22 protein-coding genes and 1 pseudogene are annotated in these 23,105 nt (G+C 42.0%); 11 read left to right on the top strand and 12 right to left on the bottom strand.

Features of this window, described 5'->3' with window-relative positions; genetic code table 11:
- The first annotated feature begins 37 nt into the window (after window positions 1-37).
- The 3 genes from HUX68_RS17130 (at window position 38) to HUX68_RS17120 (ending at window position 2,992) form a co-directional block, all read left to right on the top strand.
- The gene (locus HUX68_RS17130; protein WP_174615937.1) at window positions 38-391 is read left to right on the top strand and encodes a DUF1428 family protein; all 354 of its coding nucleotides are present in this window, start codon (window positions 38-40) and stop codon (window positions 389-391) included.
- 238 nt (window positions 392-629) lie between these two features.
- Entirely contained in the window at window positions 630-1,790 is a 1,161-nt protein-coding gene (locus tag HUX68_RS17125) for a CaiB/BaiF CoA transferase family protein (protein ID WP_174615936.1), read from the top strand.
- An 11-nt stretch (window positions 1,791-1,801) separates the two neighbouring features.
- Window positions 1,802-2,992, top strand: a complete 1,191-nt coding sequence (locus HUX68_RS17120) for an acyl-CoA dehydrogenase family protein (RefSeq protein ID WP_174615935.1) — start codon at window positions 1,802-1,804, stop codon at window positions 2,990-2,992.
- Window positions 2,993-3,301: 309 nt separating this feature from the next.
- Here the strand turns inward: HUX68_RS17120 and HUX68_RS17115 are convergent, their stop codons facing one another.
- Window positions 3,302-4,072, bottom strand: a complete 771-nt coding sequence (locus HUX68_RS17115; RefSeq protein WP_174616513.1) for a TerC family protein — start codon at window positions 4,070-4,072, stop codon at window positions 3,302-3,304.
- Between the two features lie 421 nt (window positions 4,073-4,493).
- Here HUX68_RS17115 and HUX68_RS17110 point away from each other — a divergent pair, with 421 nt between their 5' ends.
- Entirely contained in the window at window positions 4,494-4,868 is a 375-nt protein-coding gene (locus tag HUX68_RS17110) for a TIGR02328 family protein (RefSeq protein ID WP_174615934.1), read from the top strand.
- Window positions 4,869-5,080: 212 nt separating this feature from the next.
- On the opposite strand, the pseudogene HUX68_RS19540 reads toward HUX68_RS17110, so the two are convergent.
- From HUX68_RS19540 to HUX68_RS17100, 3 genes and pseudogenes are all read right to left on the bottom strand, one after another.
- Window positions 5,081-5,167, bottom strand: a pseudogene (locus HUX68_RS19540) (NUDIX hydrolase); the annotation flags it as partial.
- 90 nt (window positions 5,168-5,257) lie between these two features.
- A complete protein-coding gene (locus HUX68_RS17105; protein WP_174615933.1) occupies window positions 5,258-5,785 on the bottom strand; it encodes a GrpB family protein in 528 nt (175 codons plus the stop codon).
- Between the two features lie 191 nt (window positions 5,786-5,976).
- Window positions 5,977-6,486: a DinB family protein gene (locus HUX68_RS17100; protein ID WP_174615932.1), complete on the bottom strand. Its 510-nt coding sequence runs from the start codon at window positions 6,484-6,486 to the stop codon at window positions 5,977-5,979.
- Between the two features lie 286 nt (window positions 6,487-6,772).
- Here HUX68_RS17100 and HUX68_RS17095 point away from each other — a divergent pair, with 286 nt between their 5' ends.
- Window positions 6,773-7,558, top strand: a complete 786-nt coding sequence (locus HUX68_RS17095; protein ID WP_174615931.1) for a hypothetical protein — start codon at window positions 6,773-6,775, stop codon at window positions 7,556-7,558.
- 403 nt (window positions 7,559-7,961) lie between these two features.
- Here the strand turns inward: HUX68_RS17095 and HUX68_RS17090 are convergent, their stop codons facing one another.
- Entirely contained in the window at window positions 7,962-9,473 is a 1,512-nt protein-coding gene (locus tag HUX68_RS17090) for a BCCT family transporter (protein WP_174615930.1), read from the bottom strand.
- Window positions 9,474-9,883: 410 nt separating this feature from the next.
- On the opposite strand from HUX68_RS17090, the gene HUX68_RS17085 reads away from it, so the two are divergent.
- The 5 genes from HUX68_RS17085 to HUX68_RS17065 all read left to right on the top strand — a co-directional run bounded on the left by HUX68_RS17085 (window position 9,884) and on the right by HUX68_RS17065 (window position 14,322).
- Window positions 9,884-10,954: an amidohydrolase family protein gene (locus HUX68_RS17085; RefSeq protein ID WP_174615929.1), complete on the top strand. Its 1,071-nt coding sequence runs from the start codon at window positions 9,884-9,886 to the stop codon at window positions 10,952-10,954.
- Window positions 10,955-10,956: 2 nt separating this feature from the next.
- Window positions 10,957-11,316: a Rieske (2Fe-2S) protein gene (locus HUX68_RS17080; protein WP_174615928.1), complete on the top strand. Its 360-nt coding sequence runs from the start codon at window positions 10,957-10,959 to the stop codon at window positions 11,314-11,316.
- 28 nt (window positions 11,317-11,344) lie between these two features.
- Window positions 11,345-12,346, top strand: coding sequence for an NAD(P)/FAD-dependent oxidoreductase (locus HUX68_RS17075; RefSeq protein ID WP_174615927.1), 1,002 nt, complete (start codon window positions 11,345-11,347; stop codon window positions 12,344-12,346).
- A 35-nt stretch (window positions 12,347-12,381) separates the two neighbouring features.
- A complete protein-coding gene (gene betB / locus HUX68_RS17070) occupies window positions 12,382-13,848 on the top strand; it encodes a betaine-aldehyde dehydrogenase (RefSeq protein WP_174615926.1) in 1,467 nt (488 codons plus the stop codon).
- 102 nt (window positions 13,849-13,950) lie between these two features.
- Window positions 13,951-14,322: a YidH family protein gene (locus HUX68_RS17065; RefSeq protein ID WP_174615925.1), complete on the top strand. Its 372-nt coding sequence runs from the start codon at window positions 13,951-13,953 to the stop codon at window positions 14,320-14,322.
- A 656-nt stretch (window positions 14,323-14,978) separates the two neighbouring features.
- Here HUX68_RS17065 and HUX68_RS17060 read toward each other — a convergent pair.
- Window positions 14,979-15,440, bottom strand: coding sequence for a DinB family protein (locus tag HUX68_RS17060; RefSeq protein ID WP_174615924.1), 462 nt, complete (start codon window positions 15,438-15,440; stop codon window positions 14,979-14,981).
- Between the two features lie 255 nt (window positions 15,441-15,695).
- Between HUX68_RS17060 and HUX68_RS17055 the strand changes: the two genes are divergently transcribed.
- Window positions 15,696-15,899, top strand: a complete 204-nt coding sequence (locus HUX68_RS17055) for a hypothetical protein (RefSeq protein ID WP_085520978.1) — start codon at window positions 15,696-15,698, stop codon at window positions 15,897-15,899.
- A gap of 255 nt (window positions 15,900-16,154) precedes the next feature.
- Here HUX68_RS17055 and HUX68_RS17050 read toward each other — a convergent pair whose 3' ends face one another.
- From HUX68_RS17050 to HUX68_RS17025, 6 genes are all read right to left on the bottom strand, one after another.
- On the bottom strand, window positions 16,155-16,466 hold the full coding sequence (locus tag HUX68_RS17050; protein WP_174615923.1) for a DUF3870 domain-containing protein: 312 nt from the start codon (window positions 16,464-16,466) through the stop codon (window positions 16,155-16,157).
- Window positions 16,467-16,487: 21 nt separating this feature from the next.
- Window positions 16,488-17,252: an IclR family transcriptional regulator gene (locus tag HUX68_RS17045; protein ID WP_174615922.1), complete on the bottom strand. Its 765-nt coding sequence runs from the start codon at window positions 17,250-17,252 to the stop codon at window positions 16,488-16,490.
- An 83-nt stretch (window positions 17,253-17,335) separates the two neighbouring features.
- Window positions 17,336-18,511, bottom strand: a complete 1,176-nt coding sequence (locus HUX68_RS17040; RefSeq protein ID WP_174615921.1) for a saccharopine dehydrogenase family protein — start codon at window positions 18,509-18,511, stop codon at window positions 17,336-17,338.
- Between the two features lie 113 nt (window positions 18,512-18,624).
- Complete coding sequence (locus HUX68_RS17035) at window positions 18,625-20,121, bottom strand: aldehyde dehydrogenase family protein (RefSeq protein ID WP_174615920.1); 1,497 nt, start codon at window positions 20,119-20,121, stop codon at window positions 18,625-18,627.
- A 22-nt stretch (window positions 20,122-20,143) separates the two neighbouring features.
- Entirely contained in the window at window positions 20,144-21,820 is a 1,677-nt protein-coding gene (locus tag HUX68_RS17030) for a thiamine pyrophosphate-binding protein (protein ID WP_174615919.1), read from the bottom strand.
- Window positions 21,817-22,998, bottom strand: a complete 1,182-nt coding sequence (locus HUX68_RS17025) for an aminotransferase class I/II-fold pyridoxal phosphate-dependent enzyme (RefSeq protein ID WP_174615918.1) — start codon at window positions 22,996-22,998, stop codon at window positions 21,817-21,819. The genes HUX68_RS17030 and HUX68_RS17025 overlap by 4 nt, the downstream gene beginning before the upstream one ends.
- Between the last annotated feature and the right edge of the window lie 107 nt (window positions 22,999-23,105).

The following is a 23,105-nucleotide window of genomic DNA, read 5'->3' as shown; positions in this document are numbered from 1 at the left end:
GAATTACTGTATATAGTAGGAATGATGAGGTGATTACATGTATACCGTTATTTATCTGTATCGGGTAAAACAGGAGAAATTGCAGCATTTTATTGAAATTAATGAAAAGGCAAGTGAAATATATTTATCAAGCGGTGCATTGGAGGACATGACCTACCTCGCGGATAATCTTGATGGAAGCAATAACTGCAAAGGACTGCTTGGTGTGGTTGACGTTGCTGATGACGAGTCTGTAGTTTTCGGTCAGTCCGTTTTCCGCAACAAATCCCATTATAATGAAGTCATGGAACAGGTTGACAGTGATCCGGAAATCAACCGGCTTTTTGACGAAATGAAAAACACGATTGATTTATCAAAGGTTATCACTTCAACATTTTCAACTGATTTATAAAATTTTTGTTTACAAATTTTTCAGAATACTATACAATATATATAGAATCATGTGAAGACGTTGCCGCGTCCACCTAACATGATCGTGCTTGACCCACAAAATAAATACTGTGCTGCCAAATCTGTTTACAGTTCGAATCCAGTTCTGTTCCAGCGGATAAAAGCCAGTTCGATTTGACTCCGGAGAATTCTGTGGTCATTTTGAAGTGGTTTATTTTAATTTGGAGAGGAGTGATGTTGTGTCTGGAGCGCTCGAAAATATCAAAGTGCTTGATTTGTCGCGCGTGCTCGCAGGCCCGTATTGTACGATGATTCTGGGCGACCTTGGTGCAGAAGTCATTAAAGTGGAAGCTCCCAGCGGAAGTGATGAAACAAGGAAATGGGGTCCCCCTTTTCAGAATGGCGTCAGTGCTTATTATCTTTGCGCAAACCGTAATAAAAAAAGTATCACAGTGGATTTAAAGAGTGATGAAGGTGTGGAAGTTATTAAATCACTCGTAAATGAAAGCGATGTCATCATTAATAACTTCAAATCAGGTACAATGCAACGGTTCGGTCTTGACTACGACACGCTTGCCGAAATAAACCCGGGCATTGTGTACTGTTCGATCACCGGGTTTGGGGAAACAGGTCCATATAAGGATTTTCCCGGCTATGATTTTATTATCCAGGCAATGAGCGGATTAATGAGCATTACCGGGGATAAAGAATCCGGACCACAAAAACTTGGCGTAGCCATTACGGATATTTTAACTGGGTTGTACGCGTGCATTGGAATTCAGGGTGCACTTTTGGAACGAACACAATCCGGCAAAGGACAGAAACTGGACATTTCCCTCTACGATGCTGCTGTTAGTTCGCTAGTAAATATCGGCAGCAATTATTTAATGTCCGGGAAAATTCCGGAGCGGCTTGGTAATCATCATGCCAATATTGTCCCTTATCAGACCTTCCAGACAATAAACGGTGAAATGGTGATTGCAGTCGGCAACGATAACCAATTCAAATTGCTTTGCAAACTGCTGGGAAAACCGGAGTATGCAGCAGATGATCGTTTTCGAACAAATCCGGACCGTGTTGCCAACCGTGATGTACTAGTCCCGCTACTGCAGGACGAATTTATACAAAAACCGACTGACTATTGGCAGGAAAAATGTCAGGAAAACAAAATTCCATGCGGACCGATTCAGACGATTGATGAGGTTGTTGCAGATCCGCAGCTGCACGCAAGAGATATGTTTATCAACAGCGAACACCCTAGTGCAGGGCCGATCAGGATGATAGGAAGTCCGCTGAAACTGTCACGGACACCATTCGAGTTGCATCACCATCCCCCGGATCCAGGCGAACACACCGAGGAAATATTAAAGCAATTAGGCTTGACCAATACAAATAATTAGGAGTTGATACAATGGATTTTAATTTTTCAGAAGAGCTGACAATGCTCAGAAATACAGTCAGAAGTTTTGTTGATAACGAGATTATGCCCCATATAGCGGAATGGGACCGGGAAGGCAAATTTGACCCCTCCATTATGAAACGGCTTGCCGACCTCGGCTTAATGGGGGTTTGTATCCCGGAAGAATATGGCGGAAGCGGCATGGACTATAATGCACTTGCCATTGTGTGCGAGGAACTGGAACGCGGCGATACAGCCTTCCGTACTTCTGTCTCGGTTCATACCGGCTTAAACAGCATGTCCATTCTGCAGTGGGGTACCGAGGAACAAAAGCAAAAATACCTTACCCCGCAGGCGAAAGGTGAAAAAGTTGGTGCCTTTGGTCTGACTGAGCCAGGTGCCGGGTCCGATGTTGTCGCATTACGAACCACCGCTAAAAAAGATGGCGACCATTATATTTTAAACGGACAGAAGTCCTGGATTTCACTCTGTGACAGTGCCGACCATTTCCTTGTTTTCGCCTATACCGACAAGGACAAAAAACATCATGGAATATCAGCATTTATTGTCGAGCGGACATTTGAAGGTTTCTCCTCAAAAGCGACGAAAGGAAAACTCGGAATTCGTTCGGGAAACACCGGGGAGTTGTTTTTTGATAATGTAAAAGTGCCAAAAGAAAACCTGCTTGGTAAGGAAGGTGAAGGGTTCAAAATCGCGATGGCTTCCCTGGACAATGGAAGATTCACCGTTGCTGCCGGAGCAGTCGGTCAAATCAGAGCATGCCTTGAAGCAAGCGTGAAATACTGTCATGAGCGGGAAACGTTTGGAAAACCAATTGGTCAGCATCAGCTTGTCAAGCAAATGCTTGCCAACATGGAAGCTGGTCTGCAAATGAGCAGTATGCTGGTCTACCGTGCCGGTGAATTGAAAAATGAAGGAAAGCGGAATACCCGGGAAACATCCCTCGCAAAATGGCAGGCATGTGATTTTGCCAACAAAGCAGCAGATGATGCTGTCCAGGTGCACGGTGCGTATGGATATTCCGATGAGTATCCAGTTGAACGATACTTGCGCAACTCAAAAGCTCCTGTTATTTACGAGGGAACGCGTGAAGTTCACACGTTGATGCAGGCAGATTATGTCCTGGGTTATCGTCAAGATAAAGAGCTGAACAAAATGCTGCCGGCATGGGAAGGAAAATAAATTTACAAGGAGATGTTGGCATGAAATTTAAAAACGAAACGCAGAGTATTTCCTAGACGGCAAATGGCGGGGCGTTGATTTGCAACAGGCAGATACAGTATATAATCCGGCAACACTGGCGCCGATCACAAAAGCTGTGTCGATTGGGATCAAATAGTGGGTTGATGTTCGGCTAAGCCGAACATCTTCCTTCTTGGTATTTTTTTGACTGATAATCTGCCCCGTTGTTGGCAATTTAGGATTATTTTATTGGTGCGAAATTGAATTACTAAATAAACCACTTATAACAGAAGCAACCTACCTGTGTTCTCAGGAAGATGACCCATCATTAATCTTATTACCAGCACCTGTTTTACCGGATACAAACCATCCGATTACAGCAATACCAAGCAGGACTGCCCAGAAAATGATCGTCCAGATAGCAGAATGTGGAAAGTGTGCAGGTAGAACACCAACATCTTTATGTGCAAGTGTAATGACAGCAAGTTTAACACCAACCCACGCGACAATTAAGTATGCAGTCGTCTCCAATCCGGGACGTACGTCAAGAAGTTTTACAAACCAGTTGGCAGCAAACTTAATTAGTATCAGTCCTGCCACACTTGCAAGAACAATAATACCGAATTTCCCACCGTCCATCCCGCCGAATTTTGGTAATGGTGTATTAGGTAAAGTGACAGCAAGTGCAACGGCAGCAAGGATTGAATCTATTGCAAACGCAATATCAGCTATTCCGATTTTTGCCACAGTAGGCCAGAAACCTGAGCCAGGCTTGTTCGCCTCTTCACTGCTGTCATCCCCTTTTGAACTGAATACGTTTTTATAAACATGTTTTCCGCCCAAATAAATAAGATAAGCTGCACCGATGGCTTGTACCTGCCAGATATCTGCAATGAACGTTATAAGAAATATGGCAGCAAACCGGAAAATGAAAGCCAAATAAATCCCAAGATCGATTGCACGTTTTTTCTGTTTATCCGGCAGATGTTTCGCAATAACGGCCAACACAAGTGCGTTGTCAGCGGACAACAGGCCCTCTAAGCCTATCAGTATCAATAACGTCCACGCATATTCCAGCATTAGTGAAGAATCCACAACTATTTCCCCCTTCAAATAAAAAAGCCTCTTACAAATTAATGTGGTAAAGCCACAAAATGAAATCAGACCTTTACCATAGTTGGTAAAGGTCTTGCTAACAAAATCATATGTTGCCAATAATGCCGAGAACGACCTGATTCATTCTGTGATGACGACATTACTGTAAAAGCTACTCCCCTTTTACTATTTAATTATAGCACAAAAAAATAAAAGATACTCATAAACTGGTTCCTGGCGTCCAGCAAGCTTTTTGGCGAATTATTTAGTATCCTGTGATAAACGATAACTATATCTGCCGGACAGATGATCAATATCTGTGCTATAATTTCACACAAATCTTCTTTATTGGGGCATGAAACATAGATACAAATCTATAAGCAACAATAAAAACGGAGGAAATACTATGCGATTGTGGCATGATCATCTACTACCCAAATTACCCCGTCCGCAGTTGCTTGGACAGCACAGAGAATGTTGCGCACTACGAGGAGACGGTTGGAGAAAAAAGCATAAGACGGTTAACTATGTATTCAGTTATTCTCCCTATAGATTGTACCTGTACCACATGAAGGTCATGAACGAAATGAAACGAAGGGGTTATAAAAATGATCCTTTATGGGAGAATCCATTATATCGCGGAAAAACCTGCCCACCCTATAAAAATGAGCAATTGATAAGAACATGCAATAACGAAGGGGAACCGGTTTACCCGGAACACAATCAGGAATATTTGCAGGAATGCATTAAAAATCTTGAGGAAAAAGGAATCAACCTGTAAATGTATAATAGCTTGGAAACGACATAAATTAACTGCGGAACAAATGGTTTAACCATAATAATCCCTATCCTCCGGTGTACGAACGCCTCATAAAAAGTCTGCCCAGTTTCTTCTTCTGTTTCAAAGACCGCAAATTACTTCTGACAATGGAAAGTATGCTTCATGCAAAACCATGCCAGTTCATCGGGATTATCTGGGTTTTTGCTCGTTTAAACAACACCTCCAGCAAAATTAAGGAATATTAAATCATGACCCACTTTTTCCCGAATGTAACTTATGTAATCTTTATTATTGATCATAAATAGCTCTCACTTTCTTTACCCTTTTATTTAAGTAACAAGGATCAATGATTCTGAACATAATCTTATTAGAGATTGATTGAATAATGACTAATATACTTTCTTTGGTTCTTGGTTTTCAAACCAATTTAATGCCCTCAGTTCCAAGTCCTTCACAAAGGGTTTTTTTGCTTTACTGTAGAAAGCTGTATCATCATATCGTTGGGCAAGTTCTTCTTTCAAACTTCTATATCTTTCAACTTCGTCTGGATGTGTTCTTAAATAATCTCGTAAAACCAGATGTCGTTCAATTTGAGGGTTGCCATATTGATAAACATGAATATGATGGGTTCTGGTCTCTCCACCTTTACGAAATAAGCGTCTTCCTTGTATCCCCCATTCGCCAGCAATATCGAATCCAAGCGAACGCATGTGATCATTGAAAGAATCGATTTTCTTGATACCTTTTACAAGGCACATCATGTCAATAACAGGCTTTGCCTTCATGCCTGGAACAGAGGTGCTTCCAAAATGTTCAAATTTAATTACATTATCCCCGAATATTCCTTTTAAAATTTGAACCTCATCATCGTACATTTGAACCCAATTTTCATCATACTCTGACAGTCGAACCTTCAAACGAATCCCCCCTTTGCTACGGCATTTTATTAATCCATTTTATTACCATCATACCTCTCCTTTTGTGGAAACTAGTAAAAAGTTTTTTCTGTAAACAAGTGTGTAATATTTTTTGACTATTTACAAAAAAGAGATTATTTATGGCTTGTAAAGTCACCTTTAATTAGGTTTTTTCATTAATAGAAAAAGACTTATAAGTATTTATCACTAATCACTTTCATATGGTGTAACTCGTGCCCGGCAATGCCATATGCAATGGTACCTATCGATACTGGGCTGTTCATTATAGTTCCATTACGAAACCACGCTGCATCATCAATGGTTGAAATAAGGCTTAACGTGTTGGAGCGTACCGCGTCTAAACCAGCTAGTAACTGCTCCCAGGATAATTTGTTGAAGTTTGCCGCAGAAACGTATTGATCCTGATCCATTGCTGGAAGTGGTGCACTTTCATTTCGTGCAATGGCAAGCATTCGATACGACATCACACGTTCCGAGTCGGTCATATGCCCAATCACTTCTTTTAAAGTCCATTTCCCTGGTGCGTACGCCTTCCTTGCTGACTCCTCTGATACGCTGCTTAAGAGGGTAATGGTCTTAGTTCGTTGCTTACTAAGTATTTCTTCAATATCTCCATCTGGCACAAGACTAACATACCTATCATGCTCTGGGTTTTCGATAAATAACGGTCGTGGACGCACAAGAATCCTCCTCATAGTTAATTATGGTTCTATGCTAATATTCGACCTTCAAGAAGATATTTCCTTTATTTTTATATTAAATTTCATTACCGCAAGATAATTGCAAATTTAACAACTTTATTATCTCTGTACAACTGAATGATTAAAAATTTCCCTTTCTTTTGCAGTTAATTGATCCACGTTTATGATGTCAATTACAATTTTATTAAGACACCCTCTTTTTTAAAAAAATAATTTCCCTTTTAAGTGCATATATATGTTCTAAAAGGGTTGAAAGAGGGTCATTATGCTAAAAAGAAATAAAGGCCCCATTATTTCTGGTGCTATTTTTTTATTGGTCATAACGGCGTTAAATGTGTTAGCATTAACAACCTTATTAAATCAATTTGGGAAAGAGATATTAGGGGTCCAGATAGCCCATTGGCAATTATTCTTTCGAATACTGGGGATAGGCATACCTGGGTTTTGGATTGTGTTTAAATCTAAAATGGCAACGAATATCTCAACTGAATACCTACAGCAGCGTGATGTGCTTTTAAAAGAGTTAAAAACATTATGGATGAGATCAATTTATAAGGAATACGATATTTCCCTTGAAGAACTTAATATTCGTTTCTGGGTTGAATTGAAAAACCCATTAAAAAAAATAAGGTTAAAAAAGTTTAATCGAAAAGTCTTTGTATGCCAAAGAAATGAACAACTGGCTGATAATGTCGCTGATAATCTTTATTTTGAGGTATACCCAAACGAAGAAGGTGGCGTTGGCATATGTTATAACCAAGGGAAAGGGGAAGTCGTCGCTTCCCATGATCAACATGATGATCCCGAAATGGCATTGGATAAAAAAATGAATGAATTTCAAAAACAGCAAACAAGAAACACGAAGTTTTTATTGTGTATTCCGCTTTATGATAAAAAGGGAAAAATTAAAAAGATTGTATCTTTTGATAGTCCATATGCCATACCCAAACAACATATTGATTCAGTCGTCAATGAATTAAGAGTCCTTTGCGATTTTCTGCAGAATAATATGCCAGACAATCTGGGTAAAAGGAGGGAAGTCAGTGCCTAGATATTCTCCAAGTATCCCCCCCCTGACTAATGATCAGAAAGAAAAGCTCTATAATCGTATTGCTGAGTATGCTGTAAGAGAGGGTATTAATAAGTATGTAACGACCGCTCAAACAAATACTAACAAACACCTTGCCTTGAATAAAAGCTAATATGATGGCCTTTTTGTTGTCTGTCGCAATTGGCGGCAGATTTATTTTTTGCAATAACGTTGTTTTTGCCCCCCCAAACACCTCAGATGTAATATCTCCCCCTTCCCGAAACCATAAAATCCTCGCAAACATTGATAATACAACATTTACGAGGATATATATTTTTATAGTAAATCAGGATTTAATTACAGGCGCTGGTGTGTTCAAGGTTCAATATCCACTCCAGCCGGACCACGATTTTTGAAAGAAAGATTACGCCGACCTATCCCACTTTTGTCTTTCGCGTTTTGACATAACTTCTTTATTGGCAGTTTTATAGAAAGAATAACCCATCAGCAAGACAACAACCGAAAACGGGAAGGCGGCAATGATCAGAACATTTTGGAGTCCTTGCGCCCCCCCGAAATAGACAATGATCGCAGCCATTGCTGACAGACTTATTCCCCAAACAATCTTCACCACACCCGAAGGATTGATGGAGCCTTGTGATGATAACATACCCAGGACAAATACTGCTGAGTCCGCGGAGGTAATAAAAAATAGGGCAATCACCACAATGGTTATGAACGACATAAGTGCCCCAAGCGGATATTGCTCCAGCATGGCAAAAGTCGCTGTTTCCATTGGGTACTCCGAAATAGCCGTAATTCCCTGCTGTTCAATATTGAGTGCGGATACTCCAAATACCGCAAAGAAAATGAAACAAATTACGGCAGGTACGAACAAGACGCCAAGCATAAATTCTTTGATGGTACGTCCTCTGGAAATCCTGGCGATAAATATGCCGACAAACGGTGACCAGGAAACCCACCATGCCCAATAGAAAATGGTCCAGGCATTAATCCACGAACGATCCTCATCCAATGGCGCAGTACGGAAACTAAAATTAAAGAAATTGGTGAGATACCCGCCAATCGAATCAAGAAACATATTCATGATGTATAAAGTCGGACCAACAATTAACATCATAAGCATCAAGAGAAAGCCAAGACCCATATTGATGTTACTCAAATATTTGATTCCTTTACTGATCCCTGACCAGGCGGATATGGTAAATAAAATCGTACTGATAATCAATATGATTAATTGCACGCCATAATTACTAGGCGTATTGAACAAAAAAGCCAGACCTGCATTGATTTGAGCTGAACCAAATCCCAGGGTGGCAGCCACACCAACGATAGTAGCAACTACTGCTAAGGTGTCAATCAGTTTACCTGCTATCCCTTTCATACGGTCTTGTCCAAAAACCGGTATTAGCGTCGCGCTGACCAACCCCGGATAGTCTTTATGAAATTTAAAATAGGCGAGTACCAATGCAACAAGCGCGTACACTGCCCATGCGTGAACACCCCAATGAAAAAAAGAGAACTGAAGCGATTGTTCAATAGCCTGATCACTGCCCTCTTTTGCAACCGGACTATTCTTAAAAGCATGAGAGATGGGTTCAGCTGTTGTCCAGAAAACGAGTCCCATACCCATACCAGCACTGAAAAGCATTGCAAACCATGATGGAAGGCTGAATTCAGGCTTCTCATCCTGTTTGCCAAGCTTAATATGGCTCATTCGTGAAAAAATCAAGTAAACACAGAAAACGAGTATGATCGTAACAATTAGCAAGTAATACCATCCAAAACTCGTGGAAATAAATGACGTAACTTCAGCTGTTACACTTTTTAAATGTTCAGGAGCTATTGTTCCCCATAAAACAACTAGTGCACAAACAGCCAGACCGTACCAAAAAACAGATGTAACATGTTTCATGTAGTAACACTCCTTAAAGATTATGTAGTGATTATTATATAAAGTTTGTACAAACAATTGTTAATTCTTACACAAGATAGTTTTCTTTGCAAACTGGTTTCGCTTTTTAAAGAACCATTCAAACACTCTTATATCTCGCTTTTCAGATTCATACCCTCCCTCTTAAAATCCTGTCAATAGGGTAAATCCCCCGCATCATTCACCTGATCCATTTAGAGTTTAATCAGGAGAATAAAAATTTTTTAAATTAATTTAAAACAAAAAACTGCCACTGAACCCCACTGAGCTTCACTGAGCTTCACTGAATGATCTAAATGCCACTCATTCACTGTGAGTGGATTTGGGAGTCTTCAAAGAAGTCTGATACGATTTCAATTGTTCGAAAAATGATTACGAGGAGGCCACTAATTATGGATCATAACAAAATGGCAATTGTCGATACAGACATCCATGAACGCGTTCAGTATAATGATATTGTTGATAAGCTGGATGAACCGTTCAAACATTACATTAAAAACTGCCACTGGATGCAGGAAAAACATATGCCTTATACACAGCCAACCGTTGCGGGAGTCGATCGAGCTGATGCAGCACTTTCGGATGGCAGACCAGCAGGCACAGACTTAGGATTCATGCAGGAACAGCTGCTCGACGAAATCGGTCATGAGGCTGGTATTTTGACAGGGGCATTGGACCCATCCCCTTCCTCCATGCATGGCTGGCATGAAATGGCGACAGCATTGGCAACGGCCTATAATGACTGGCAAATTGAAACGTGGCTGAATCAGGATAAACGGTTATACGGTTCGGTTCACATTGCCGCACAGGACCGCGACGGAGCAGTTAGGGAAATTGAGCGTGTCGGCTCTCATCCCAAAATGGTGCAGGTATTACTGCCGATCGATGACATTATGTGGGGAGAACCATACTATCACCCTATTTTTGAAGCAGCTGAGAAGCATAACTTAATGATTGGTATGCATCATAACGAGCCACCTGTCTATTACGGTAAATGGCCACGCTACTTTATCGAGTGGCACACATTGATTCCAACAGCGCACATGAAGCAAATTACCAACATGATGTTCAATGGTGTATTCGAGAAATTCCCAAACCTGGGACTTATGATGATTGAAGGCGGCTTTACTTTTATTCCGCATCTAATGTGGAAAATGGACCAGCAATATCGGGATTTGCGTCATGAAGTTCCATGGCTCACAAGAAAGCCAAGTGACATTATGAAAGATCAGGTTCGTTTCACAACACAACCTGCAGAAGAGTTAACGAAACAGGAATTCTACTCCCTGATTGAGCAGATGGGTACGGATGAAATGCTCTGTTTCTCAACCGATTATCCGCATTGGGATTATGATTCACCACATAGAGCGTTACCACGAATGGATTCAGACCTTAAGAATAAGGTGTTCGCTGAAAACGCCAGGAACTTTTACCCGAAATTGGGGAAAGCAGGGGATGAATAAACATGAAGGAACAAATTGTATGTCAAACATCCGATATAAATCCAGGCGGCATGATGAAAGCAGTATTTGGAAAGCAAACAATATTGGTTTGTCGTACGCCAGATGGGGAATTCTATGCTTTTTTGAATCAATGTATCCATCAAGGTGCTCCGCTCGATAAAGGCATGATGTGCGGGGCAACGACTGCTAACAGCAAGCCGGGTGATTATGATTATTGTCATCACGGTGAGATTATCCGTTGTCCATGGCATGGCAGGGAATTTGATATCAAAAACGATGGTCGAATGCTTGCTAACCCGGATAAAAGAATTCCAAGTTTTAACGTGCGTATAGAGGATAAAAATGTCATCGTTTATAAATGATGATTGAATAAATAAGAAGGTGATTAACGTGAACAACGCTGAACACATCGATGATATCATCATTATCGGCGCCGGGCCAACTGGCTTATTTGCCGCCTTTTACGGGGGAATGCGTGAAATATCTGTCAAAATTATTGACAGCCTACCCCAAACAGGTGGCCAAATGATGGCCTTATATCCGGAAAAATATATTTATGATGTGGCGGGATGGCCAAAAGTATCAGCCAAAGAACTCACCCACCAGTTGGAAGAACAGGCCAGGCAATTTGACCCGGCCATTTGTCTGGAAGAAAACGTCCAGAATGTCCAGAAGCTTGAGGAACGGTTATTTAAAATAACGACTACTAAAACTGTCCATTATGCCAAGACAGTACTCATTACAAGTGGAGCTGGCGCCTTCCAGCCACGTCGTCTAAAACTCGAAGCAGCCGATTACTATGAAGGTAAGAATCTTTTCTATTCTGTTAGTGACCTGCAGGTTCTTAAAGGGCATCGTGTCTGTATATCGGGAGGGGGCGATTCGGCTGTCGATTGGGCCCTGATGCTCTCAGACATCGCTGAAGAAACCACGCTCGTCCATCGCCGGAATCAATTCAGGGCGCATGAACAAAGCGTTAGACAATTACACGAGACAAACGTCCAAATCAAAACCCCTATGGCCATTAACGGATTGAACGGTACTGACGATCGAATCGAATCTGTCGCCTTAAAAGAACCTAAAGGAGATAACGCTGAGATATTGGACATCGATTCCCTGCTTGTTAATCACGGGTTTCTATCAAATATTGGAGCCATTAAGGAATGGGGATTGGAGCTGACAAAGAATTCAATTGTTGTTAATCAAAAGATGGAGACCAATATTCCGGGAATTTACGCTGCCGGCGATATCACAACCTACGACGGCAAAGTTAAGCTGATTGCCACAGGATTTGGCGAAGCACCGGTCGCTGTTAGTCAAGCCAAACATTACATCGACCCTAAGTCAAAGATTCAACCTCCCCACAGCACACGTGTACTAGGTGGCGCCTAATTATTTACAACCTTTTAAGGAGGTCATCAATCATAATGGATAAGTATATGTATATCAACGGTCAATGGGTTGCAGCCGTTAACGGACAAACCCGCACCATTATCAATCCGTATAACCAAGAACCGGTTGCCAACGTTCCTGAAGGGGATGAAACCGACACACAGGCAGCCATCAATGCTGCCAGAGAGGCTTTTGATTATGGTGTTTGGCCTTATAAGCCAGCAACTGAACGGGGAAACATTGTTCTAACCATAGCCGAACTTATTGAACGGGATAAAGCGGAACTAGCCGAGCTTGAGACGATGGATACAGGAAAAACACTAACAGAGAGCCTGGACGATATGAGCGATATCGCTGATGTGTTTCGCTATTACGGCGGACTGGCTGATAAGGATGACGGCGACATCATTGATTCCCCTATCCCAGATTCTAGAAGCAAAGTTGTTCGTGAGCCTGTCGGTGTCTGTGGGCAAATCACCCCCTGGAATTATCCACTGCTCCAGGCATCGTGGAAACTGGCACCAGCATTGGCAACAGGCAACACTATCGTTATCAAGCCAAGTGAAATCACACCACTGACAACCATCAAAGTTACCGAACTCATGGAAGAAGCTGGTGTACCGATGGGTGTGGTCAATCTCGTGCTTGGTCCAGGTACCAAAACCGGTCAGTTGCTTGCTGAAAGTCATGCCGTCGATCTCATTTCCTTTACCGGCGGCATTGAAACGGGACGAAAAATCATGATGGCCGCTTCAGGCAACTTCAAAAAGATTGCCCTTGAACTCGGCGGGAAAAATCCGAATATCGTGTTTGCTGATGCTGACTTTGAAACAGCTGTGGACCAAGCACTAAATGCCGTGTTTTTTCATGCTGGTCAAGTCTGCTCAGCAGGTGCCCGATTATTAATAGAGGATACTATTCATGATGCCTTTGTCGAGGCACTGGTGGAACGCACCAAGCATATTACGTTGGGCAATGGATTCGACAGTTCGGTCCAATCGGGGCCGCTCATTTCTAAAGAACACCTTAGAAAAGTCGAAAACTATGTTGCTGTAGGTGTTAAGGAAGGCGCCGAACTAATCATCGGTGGTAAGCGTCCTGAGGATGAAGTATTACAGGCAGGTTTCTTCTTCGAGCCAACCATTTTTATAAACTGTGATTCATCGATGCGCATCGTCCAGGAAGAAACATTTGGTCCTCTATTAACCATTGAACGCTTCAGCACCGAAGAACAAGCGATCCAACTGGCCAACGACTCAAAATACGGACTGGCTGGCGCCATATGGACCAACAATTCTGACAAAGGTGGACGTGTAGCCAGCCAGTTGCGGATGGGAACGGTCTGGATCAACGACTTCCACCCTTATTTCGCCCAGGCACCATGGGGCGGCTATAAATCTTCCGGTATCGGTCGTGAATTGGGAAAACAGGGACTTGATGAGTATACGGAAGTCAAACATGTATTCGAAAATACAAACCCAACCCCGCTTAACTGGTTCTAAGCGGGTTGGGAACCTAAAAGTAGTACAACAAAGTCGTCCAGATAGCTAAATCACCTATATCATGGGCATTGGAAAGCCTGGGCAATATGGGGAGGAATTAATATGGGTAAAGAAGAAAAAACGTCCCAATTAAAATATGCACAACAACACCTGGCAAACGAACGAACGTATTTAGCATGGATTCGGACCTCCATTGCAATTATCGGCATTGGGCTTTTAATGACAAGTTTACATTTCTCAGGAAATATAACTCCCTCCGCGAGTAATGCTTTCGAGATCATGTTGGGGATTATTACAGGGTTTTTTTTCTTTGGTATGGTCATCATTATCATCGCCACAACTAGTTACCTGAGTAAGAAAAAACAAATTGAAAATCAATCTTTTTATTCCTCCCATATGCCGATTGTATTCGTTTCATTTATTCTAATCGCGATTGCAATCATTGTAATTTTTTGTGTTCTCAGTCAATGGTAAGCAGAGAACACAAAAAGAATTCCCGAGAACTCTTGATTAAGGAGTACCACTATTGCATCCCCAATTAAAGTCCTATTCAAAGGATATTCAGCCTTTTGTTGGTAATCCTACTGTAATTCATAAAGGAAAACAACAGGCGATATCCTGGTAAAAACTGGGTGCCACCTGTAACCGCAAACCCTCTTTTAAGTTTAATATTATCATGGGGGTTCTACCTCGATGTGTCGGCGATATACGATCTTTTTTCCAATCATTAGCATTGTCCACGATCTTTACCCCCTAAACATTTATCAGTCTTTTATTCCAAAATGGGCGACCAACGATGGAATATTGGCCACAATCCTATTAAAGATAGGCGCCTATAATGGAACAATTGGTTAGCATTTTTCCTATTTACTTTTATTGACCGTTTTATTGACCGCGATCGCCGTAATCCCGTTAAATGGGGGGTGATATTCATATACACAAGTAAACTAGATACTATAACAAAAAGTAAAATTTTCACACTATCCCTACTCAGATTATTATGGATTGCCACTACAAAATTTTCGCTAACTGGCCCAATGATCCAATATCGCCGCCAATCTTATTAGAGATTAGCAGCCGTTTAGGGAACAGTCTTTTTTATATGCTAGATAGTTGACAAAGAATTAAATTTATAAGTTTTTATTTTCTATCAAGATTTGATTGTGAATATGGTGTTCCATATGCCCAAGATAATCTTGTATTAGCCATTCTAGTGTCTTATGTTGATTATTTCCTATGTCACATAGGTTAGATAACTTTTCATCAGGAATATTTTTAATTATATTCAAAATTTGATTATTTAAAGTTTGAAAAAGGTTTATTATTTCATCGATTTTTCTACCTTGATAATTCTGAACCGCTACCCATTGGTCTTGATTATACGATTGAACAACATAAATTGTTTCTTCATATTGAATTTTTATAAACCTCTCAATATTAATTATCGCAGAATCACACAAATGTCCTAAAATCTCTTTTTCAGACCATTTATTTGGTAATGGTCGAATTGAAATTTGTTCTTCAGACATAATGTTATACTCATCTGGTAATGTTTTTATCCAATAATTTATTCCTTCAACTATTTTCTGCATATTTTATTCCTCCATATTTCTTTATAAAACAAATATGCGATTACCGCCTTTAATGTTATTTAATTAAATAGCCTTTTTATGCGATATTGGCGCTAATCCTTATTAGGGAAAAGCGCCCGTTTGTTTAAGTATATTTGTTCACAAACTTAAAGGTTTTAAGACCTGCCTCTTTTCTTTCTCTCAGTTATTTTTTAGAGTATAAGTTTAAATGCCTTTACAAATAATACCCCTATAACAAATTAGGGGGTTAATAAAATGGCAGAAGCACCCACAAGTAATAATGCTATGAGCACAAGTAATAATGGAATGAGTACATCTAATAAGATAAACCTTTCAGGTCTTGGTATTGGAGCAATTGTACTAACCACTGTTTATACGGCGGTTTTGGCTTCGCAGTTAATGGCTACCAAGCATAAAGTCAATTACCTTTATTACAAAGAATTAACACAAAATAAATAGCGAATTATAGACGGTGCTTTTTTCACCGTCTTTTATTTAAATAAAACAGAATCTGAACTAACCTGCCCGTTACTTTAAGTACATTTCTTCACAATCACCATTTATCCTAACATAAAAAATCCATTTGCTTTACGAGCGTTGCTAAACAATCTGGCCCAATTCTTGAATAGTTACCAATTATAATTGTATCAAACTTTTCTCTAAAATTTATTTAAAATAAAACCTCCCACCATAAATAACAACTGGTGGGAGGTTTTATTTTTTGACAAACTCTTCATATTGTTTATACAAATCTTTTAAGGCCGATTCCAATGCATTACCTGCCTTTCCGAGGTAATGCTCCTTCACAACCTGGACAGGTTCATCAATTCCATCCTGCAGACTGTGCCCTCTCAGGAGTTGCTGTACAAACTCGCGGCCATGCAATGTTGCTAGTGTACAGCCGGCTGTTACGATTACACCATATTTCTTATCAATTTCCGCGGTAATCGTTAATGTTTCATAAATACTTTTGGCTGCCATACCAGATGGGAGCCGTGCATGCCCAGCAATAAAAACGGTATTCATTGATAGATCCACCTCTCACCTTTAAAAATCAGAACCTTTGTAACCGAGTTGTCCGGAAATTGTTTTTGCGGTTTGTTTTGACTTTGTTTTTATCCATTCCAGATTTTCTCCTTCAAAATGGCTGGATAAACCGCTGACAGCCAGGGCAGCAATAACCTCATTGCGATAATCATATACCGGATATGAAATACCGGTTGTATCGGCATCCTGCTCCCCGACACTATAAGCATACCTGTTTTCGCGGATTTTTTCCAACTGGTCTATTAACTCATGTTTATCAACTAATTGGTTGTTCCGATAAAAGGTGTCTGCTGTCAGAATCTCATGCTGCTGCTCCGGTGGCAAATTTGCCAGAAGCATTTTGGGACCAGATCCTGCATACAAAGGTGAGCTTTTACCAACTCGTGTGTTAAGACGAAGCGCTCTGGAGCTGTCCACTTTTTCGATGTAGGTAGCTTCATCCTGATTCACAATAACCAGGTGGACCACTTCATTAATTTCCTGGGCCAGTTGTTGCATGTACGGCAACGCGATAGTGCGTACCTCGAGCTGATCCGAGACAATGTGCCCCAGTTCAAGCAGTTTCAGACCAAGGCGATACCTGCTGTCATGCTCATTTTCTTTTGTTTTGTATAAAAAATCACTTTCTTCCAGTGCAGCTAACAGCCGATATGCTGTTGGCTTTGGAATATCTGCTTTAGCTGCTATTTCCTTTAATGTCAACTCCGGTGTATCCGCCGAAAAAAAGTTTAATAGTTTTAATGCCTTCATAACACTTTGATTCATAGTAGGTACTCCTTGCTGTAATTTCTTCTGCATTTATAGAAAGTTGAGGTTGTCACAAAAAAGGACAACCTCAATTCCATCAATTAGATGCTAACTTTATCTTTTTCAGCTGATAAGTCTGATTCATGAATAATGACCCCGCGTTTTTCCATTTCCTTCATGTAAGGCTTTCCAGGGACACATTGCTCCGGCGGGAAAACACCACGTTTTGTAATGGTACCATTTCCAATCATCTGAGCGACTGCCGAAATAGTATTTGCGGTTGCCCGTGCCATGGCAGTAACATTGTTTCCCCTGTCTTTATACGTTGTCATTTCATAAACATACGTTTTCGGTTTGCCGTCTTTCTCCCCGCTTACTTTTATCCGCAGCAGCACGGCATCGTCTTTATCTTTCAAATCGACAATCGGATCAAGTACTTTTAAAAGCACTTCTCTCGGGTTGACTTTTTGCCCGTTTACATCCACTTCATAATCCATTCGGGTTAAATTCAGATCGACAAGCAACTTAAACTTTTCCGCATGACCCGGATACCGGATTGTTTTATATTCCAGCGTTTTTAACTGCGGATACGAGATGGATAGTGTTGATGTTCCTCCTGATGTGTGAAAAGCTTCGAGCGGTCCGAATTTTTCAAAATGCACGCGCTCCACTTCAGACAGTGATGTAATTTCCTGTTTGATTCCATCACGAATAATAAGGGCCGGGTCTGTATAATGATCAAATACCCCTTCCATGGAAAAAACATGATTATATTCAAAAGGAGGCTCAGGACGTACCGGGATGCCCCCGACATATAACTTAATTTCTTCCAGTATATCAAGTTTGCCGGCACCATGACCGGACAGAATATTAATCATTCCGGGCGCAACACCCAAGTCAGGAATAAGCGTTACCCCTGCTTCAGCAGCTTCCTCCTTCAATTCGAGAACGCGGTCGGTCATATGGCCGATATGGCCTCCCAAATCAACTGAGTTTACACCCACTTTAATAGCTGTTTTGGCAACAACTTCATTAAATGAATAGAATAATGCATTTATAATAACATCAAACTGACGCATATAGTTTGCCAGATCCTGTTCATCCTTGGCGTTAACTTTATAGGCTGTCAATTTAGGAGAATTCAATTGATCACATACCTGTTGTGCTACTTGCAGATCGATATCGGCCAAACCAACTGCTGTTACTCCTTCACTCGCTGTCAGATCACGAGCTGCTTCTTTTCCCATTAATCCGGATCCCAATACACCTATTTTCATCAATCAACCACTCCTTCAAAAAAATTACGCTACCTTCTATAATTGCTCGCTTTCTGTTGGCAGAATCTTTTTTGCACGGGCATCACACTGAACGGGCGTCTGCGCTTTCCTTCTTATTCAACATCAATCTGAGCGCGCTGCAGTTTGCCGCTGTAATCGATATAGACAGCTTTCCATTCAGTGAATACATCGAGTGCCTGCACCCCTGAGTCTCGGTGGCCATTGCCGGTCCCTTTCGTTCCGCCAAATGGCAGGTGGATTTCAGCACCGGTTGTTCCTGCGTTTACATATACAATTCCGGTGTCCAGATCGCGTTGCGCCTTAAACACACGGTTGGCATCTGTTGTAAAAATTGAGCTTGACAGACCGAATGAAACACCATTGTTCACTTCGATTGCTTCTTCAAAACTTTTCACCGGAATTAACGAAATAACCGGACCAAAGATTTCTTCCTGGGAAATGCGCATATCCGCTGTACAATCCGTAAACAGGGTCGGTGCGAAATAATGTCCGTCAGCATACTTGGCGCCATCGAGCACATAACCGCCGGCAACCAATTTTGCGCTCTCTTCCTTACCAACTTGAATATATTTTTCAATCTTTTCCAGACCGGCCTTATTGATAATTGGACCGACTTTGTTTGACTCATCCAGTCCGTCGCCAATGGTCAGTTTTTCAATTTCCGCGAGCAGTCGCTCTTCTAGCCGTTCTTTCACATCTTCATGGACAATCACCCTGCTGGCTGCGGTACAACGTTGCCCACTTGTACCATAGGCGCTCCAGAGAATGCCTTCAACAGCCAGATCCAGGTCGGCATCATCCATGACCGTGATTGCATTTTTACCGCCCATCTCAAGGGATACCTTTTTCAGTTGTTTACCGCATTCACCGGCAATATTACGGCCGGTTTCATTGGACCCGGTAAATGAGATGACCCGGATATCATCATGATGCACCATCGCATCACCGACTGCTGATCCCTTACCAAACACCACATTCAGGACACCTTTTGGCAGTCCGGCTTCTTCAAGAATCTGCGCCAGTTCATAGGCCATGATTGGTGTTTCGGTTGCTGGTTTCCAGATAACCGCATTACCTGCAACAATTGCCGGGAATGACTTCCACGTAGCTATCGCGATTGGGAAGTTCCACGGTGTGATAATCCCGACAACGCCAACTGGTGCACGCTGGCTCATGGAAAATTTATTTGGCAGTTCTGCCGGGGTTGTGTGACCAAATAAACGGCGGCCCTCACCAGCCATATAAAATGCCATATCAATACCTTCCTGCACTTCACCACGTGCTTCTTCAAGCACTTTTCCGTTTTCCATTGTCAGTAGTTGAGAAAGTCTCTCTTTCCGTTCCTTCATTATCTGGCCGACCTTAAACAGCACCTCAGCGCGCTGTGGAGCGGGAACAAGCGCCCATTCCTTTTGTGCTTTTTTGGCAGTCTGAACCGCCTTATCCACGTCTTCCGCATCTGATAGTGGTACGTCGACAATTGTTTTCCCGTTTGCCGGATTGACTACAGCTGTGTGATCCTTTCCGTCCACCCAATCGCCATTGATATAATTTTTCAGTTTCTCTGTTGTAAGCAGTGCTTCTGTCATAATGAATTCCTCCTATAAATTATTATTTTCCTTTCGCTCTGTCGCGAATTTGCGTAATAGTCGATGATACGGAAATCTGTTCTTTAGCTGTTAAAATTTCAATTACGCATGGTTTCTTATTTTCAAGCGCTTGATCTAATGCCTGCTCAAACGCTTCGGCAGTACTTACCTGATAACCATCTGCACCAACACTTTCCGCCATATCCTTAAAAGAAACATTGCCTAAATCGGTACCAATCACTTTTTCCGGATAATGCATTTCCTGGTGCATCCGAATTGTTCCATACATCTGATTATTAAAGACCAGACTAATGATCGGGATGTTGCACCTGACGGCTGTTTCCAGCTCCTGAAATGTCATCATAAATCCGCCATCACCCGAAAATGAAACGACTGGTTTATCCGGGAAGGCAAGTTTCGCGCCAAGTGCTGCGGGCATCCCGTATCCCATTGCCCCAGAAGTCGGACCAACATACGTATGTTTCTTGTTAAACCGATAAAAGGCGTGCAGCCATCCCGCAAAATTTCCGGCATCATTGGTCAACAGGGCATGATCAGGCAATCTCTTTGCGACCATTGCTACAATATGCTTGTTAATCACGTCATTATGCGAAAGATCCAGACGGCTGACATCCTCATAATCATCCCGGCGTTCCCCCGCCCAGCTGAGCCATGGACATTGTACTTCCATTTCGGACAATACTTGCAATGTCTCCTGTAAATCAGCAACAATCCCGACATTAGGGGCATAAACTTTTCCAATCGAGTCATGATCAATATCAACATGGATCAATTTTTTATCCGGAGTGATGATTTTATAATCCTGTGTTGTAACCTCCGACAACCGTGTTCCCAATGCCAATACCACATCTGCTTCGCGTACCGTTTGCAGCAATTTCTGATTGGTTCCTAGACCGAGATGACCGGCATATAACGGATGATCATTCGGGAAACAATCATGTCTGCGGAAAGCAGCCATGACCGGAATGGAAAACTTTTCGGCAAACGCGATGAGAGCTTGCTCCGCCTGTGAACTTTTTACACCGCCCCCTGCAATAATCAGTGGCTTATCGGCTGTTGAAAGAATTGCTTCCACATTGTTCATTTCCTGTAACGAAGGCTTTGGCTTCGGCTTCATCAGAGCAGGCCCAAAATGCATTTCAGCTTTTGCAGGCAGCACATCCTCCGGCAGTGACACTACAACAGGACCAGGCCTGCCTGACTGTGCAATCCTAAGTGCACGTTGAACAAGTTCAGGCATGCGTTCGGGGTCTTTCACCTCAACCGTCCATTTGGCGATGTGTCCAAAAAAACGGTCCAGGTCCACTTCCTGAAAACCTTCCCTTCCCCTGAACTTGCTATGTACCTGCCCCAAAAATACAACCATTGGAGTCGAGTCCTGGTAAGCTGTGTGCACACCGATTGATAGATTGGCAGCACCGACACCCCGTGTGGCCAGCACAACCCCGGGTTTTAAGGATGACTTGGCATAGCCTTCCGCCATAAACGCTGCACCACTTTCATGTCTTGCTGATATAACCCGAATGGTGTCTTCATCATACAGCGCATCCAATACCGGCAGATAACTTTCACCGGGTACACAAAACACATTGGAGATCCCTTCTATTTTCAGACATTCTACAATTGCCTGCGCAGCAGATATCGTTTCGGTTTTGCCAGTAACCGGAGACGTATTCATCCATTCGTCACCTCCTTTAAATCAAGCTCTTTTATTCTGCGTATCACTTCATCCAATCTGTCCTCCCCGACCGATAGTGATATTCGAACATAACCTTCACCAAGTGATCCGAATGCGTTGCCTGGTGTCACAATGACACCAGCTTCATTTAATAACTTCGCGGAAAAACCCATTGAAGTGTAACCGTCCGGAATTTCTGCCCAAATAAAAATCGTTCCGTTCGGCCGATTCGCCCGTAATCCAATTTCATGCAGGGCATCATGCAATTTTTCCATACGTTTCTGATAAATTTTGTTGTTTGCTGCAGGTGCTTTAAAGTCACTTTTTAACGCTGCAGCGGCTGCCTTTTGGACAGGGAGAAACTGACTCGTATCAATGTTGCTCTTCAAGGCAGACAGCGCCTGGACAACCTCCTTGTTACCAACCATATAGCCGATTCGCCAGCCGGTCATGGAAAAACTTTTGGACAATGATCCAAACTCAACTGCTGTTTCTTTGGCATTCGGCACCTGCAGAACACTCGGTGATTGATAGCCATTAAAGGTAACCATGTCATATGCAGCATCATGCACAAGCAGCATGTTGTTTTTTTTAGCAAAAGTAACCGCTTTCAAAAATGTGTCGAAATCAACCGTTGCTGCAGTCGGATTAGCGGGATAATTTAAGAACATTGCTTTTGCTTTTTGCACAGATGACAGATCAACCTGCTCAAATAATGGGACATAACCATTTGTGCGATCGAGCGGCAGGGAAACATTCTTCCCTCCTGCCAAATGAACAGCTGTCCGATAAACCGGATAACCAGGATCAGGTACAAGCACTGTATCTCCCGGGTCAATCACCGCATGCATGAGATTGGCTATCCCTTCCTTGGAGCCGATAACGGCCAATACTTCTGTGTCCGGATCCAGATCCACATTGTACTGTTTCTTATAGAATGCGGCCACTGCTTCCCTGAATTCCTGACATCCACTATAGGTTGAGTACCGGTGATTTTCCGGTATTTGTGCTTCATCGGCCAACTTTTCAACAACGAACTGTGGAGCTGGTAAATCCGGGGCGCCTATACCCAAATCGATAACATCCATCCCCTCCGCTTCGAGTTTCTTTTTTCTTCGTTGAAACTCCGAAAACAAATACGGCGGCAGATTTTTCACTTTGTCAGAAACAAAAGCCATCATTCACCCACCTGTTTCATTTATTGAAATGCCATTTCAAATATCTGATTTTAGTATAAATCAACCGCAAGAAATTTGCAATTGTTTAAAATAAACTGATTAAATTT

The organism is Virgibacillus ihumii (assembly GCF_902726655.1).
GTDB classification, from domain to species: domain Bacteria; phylum Bacillota; class Bacilli; order Bacillales; family Amphibacillaceae; genus Lentibacillus; species Lentibacillus ihumii.
The sequence above is the reverse complement of the archived record's forward strand: the minus strand, read 5'-3'. Positions and strand labels throughout refer to the sequence as shown.

What these genes read in the sequence shown, in the direction of transcription:
- HUX68_RS17130 (WP_174615937.1), top strand. Translation starts at nt 38, where the DNA reads ATGTATACCGTTATTTATCTGTATCGGGTAAAACAGGAGAAATTGCAG.
- HUX68_RS17120 (WP_174615935.1), top strand. Translation starts at nt 1,802, where the DNA reads ATGGATTTTAATTTTTCAGAAGAGCTGACAATGCTCAGAAATACAGTC.
- HUX68_RS17115 (WP_174616513.1), bottom strand. Translation starts at nt 4,072, where the DNA reads ATGCTGGAATATGCGTGGACGTTATTGATACTGATAGGCTTAGAGGGC.
- HUX68_RS17110 (WP_174615934.1), top strand. Translation starts at nt 4,494, where the DNA reads ATGCGATTGTGGCATGATCATCTACTACCCAAATTACCCCGTCCGCAG.
- HUX68_RS17095 (WP_174615931.1), top strand. Translation starts at nt 6,773, where the DNA reads ATGCTAAAAAGAAATAAAGGCCCCATTATTTCTGGTGCTATTTTTTTA.
- HUX68_RS17090 (WP_174615930.1), bottom strand. Translation starts at nt 9,473, where the DNA reads ATGAAACATGTTACATCTGTTTTTTGGTACGGTCTGGCTGTTTGTGCA.
- HUX68_RS17085 (WP_174615929.1), top strand. Translation starts at nt 9,884, where the DNA reads ATGGATCATAACAAAATGGCAATTGTCGATACAGACATCCATGAACGC.
- HUX68_RS17080 (WP_174615928.1), top strand. Translation starts at nt 10,957, where the DNA reads ATGAAGGAACAAATTGTATGTCAAACATCCGATATAAATCCAGGCGGC.
- betB (WP_174615926.1), top strand. Translation starts at nt 12,382, where the DNA reads ATGGATAAGTATATGTATATCAACGGTCAATGGGTTGCAGCCGTTAAC.
- HUX68_RS17065 (WP_174615925.1), top strand. Translation starts at nt 13,951, where the DNA reads ATGGGTAAAGAAGAAAAAACGTCCCAATTAAAATATGCACAACAACAC.
- HUX68_RS17060 (WP_174615924.1), bottom strand. Translation starts at nt 15,440, where the DNA reads ATGCAGAAAATAGTTGAAGGAATAAATTATTGGATAAAAACATTACCA.
- HUX68_RS17055 (WP_085520978.1), top strand. Translation starts at nt 15,696, where the DNA reads ATGGCAGAAGCACCCACAAGTAATAATGCTATGAGCACAAGTAATAAT.
- HUX68_RS17050 (WP_174615923.1), bottom strand. Translation starts at nt 16,466, where the DNA reads ATGAATACCGTTTTTATTGCTGGGCATGCACGGCTCCCATCTGGTATG.
- HUX68_RS17045 (WP_174615922.1), bottom strand. Translation starts at nt 17,252, where the DNA reads ATGAATCAAAGTGTTATGAAGGCATTAAAACTATTAAACTTTTTTTCG.
- HUX68_RS17040 (WP_174615921.1), bottom strand. Translation starts at nt 18,511, where the DNA reads ATGAAAATAGGTGTATTGGGATCCGGATTAATGGGAAAAGAAGCAGCT.
- HUX68_RS17035 (WP_174615920.1), bottom strand. Translation starts at nt 20,121, where the DNA reads ATGACAGAAGCACTGCTTACAACAGAGAAACTGAAAAATTATATCAAT.
- HUX68_RS17030 (WP_174615919.1), bottom strand. Translation starts at nt 21,820, where the DNA reads ATGAATACGTCTCCGGTTACTGGCAAAACCGAAACGATATCTGCTGCG.
- HUX68_RS17025 (WP_174615918.1), bottom strand. Translation starts at nt 22,998, where the DNA reads ATGGCTTTTGTTTCTGACAAAGTGAAAAATCTGCCGCCGTATTTGTTT.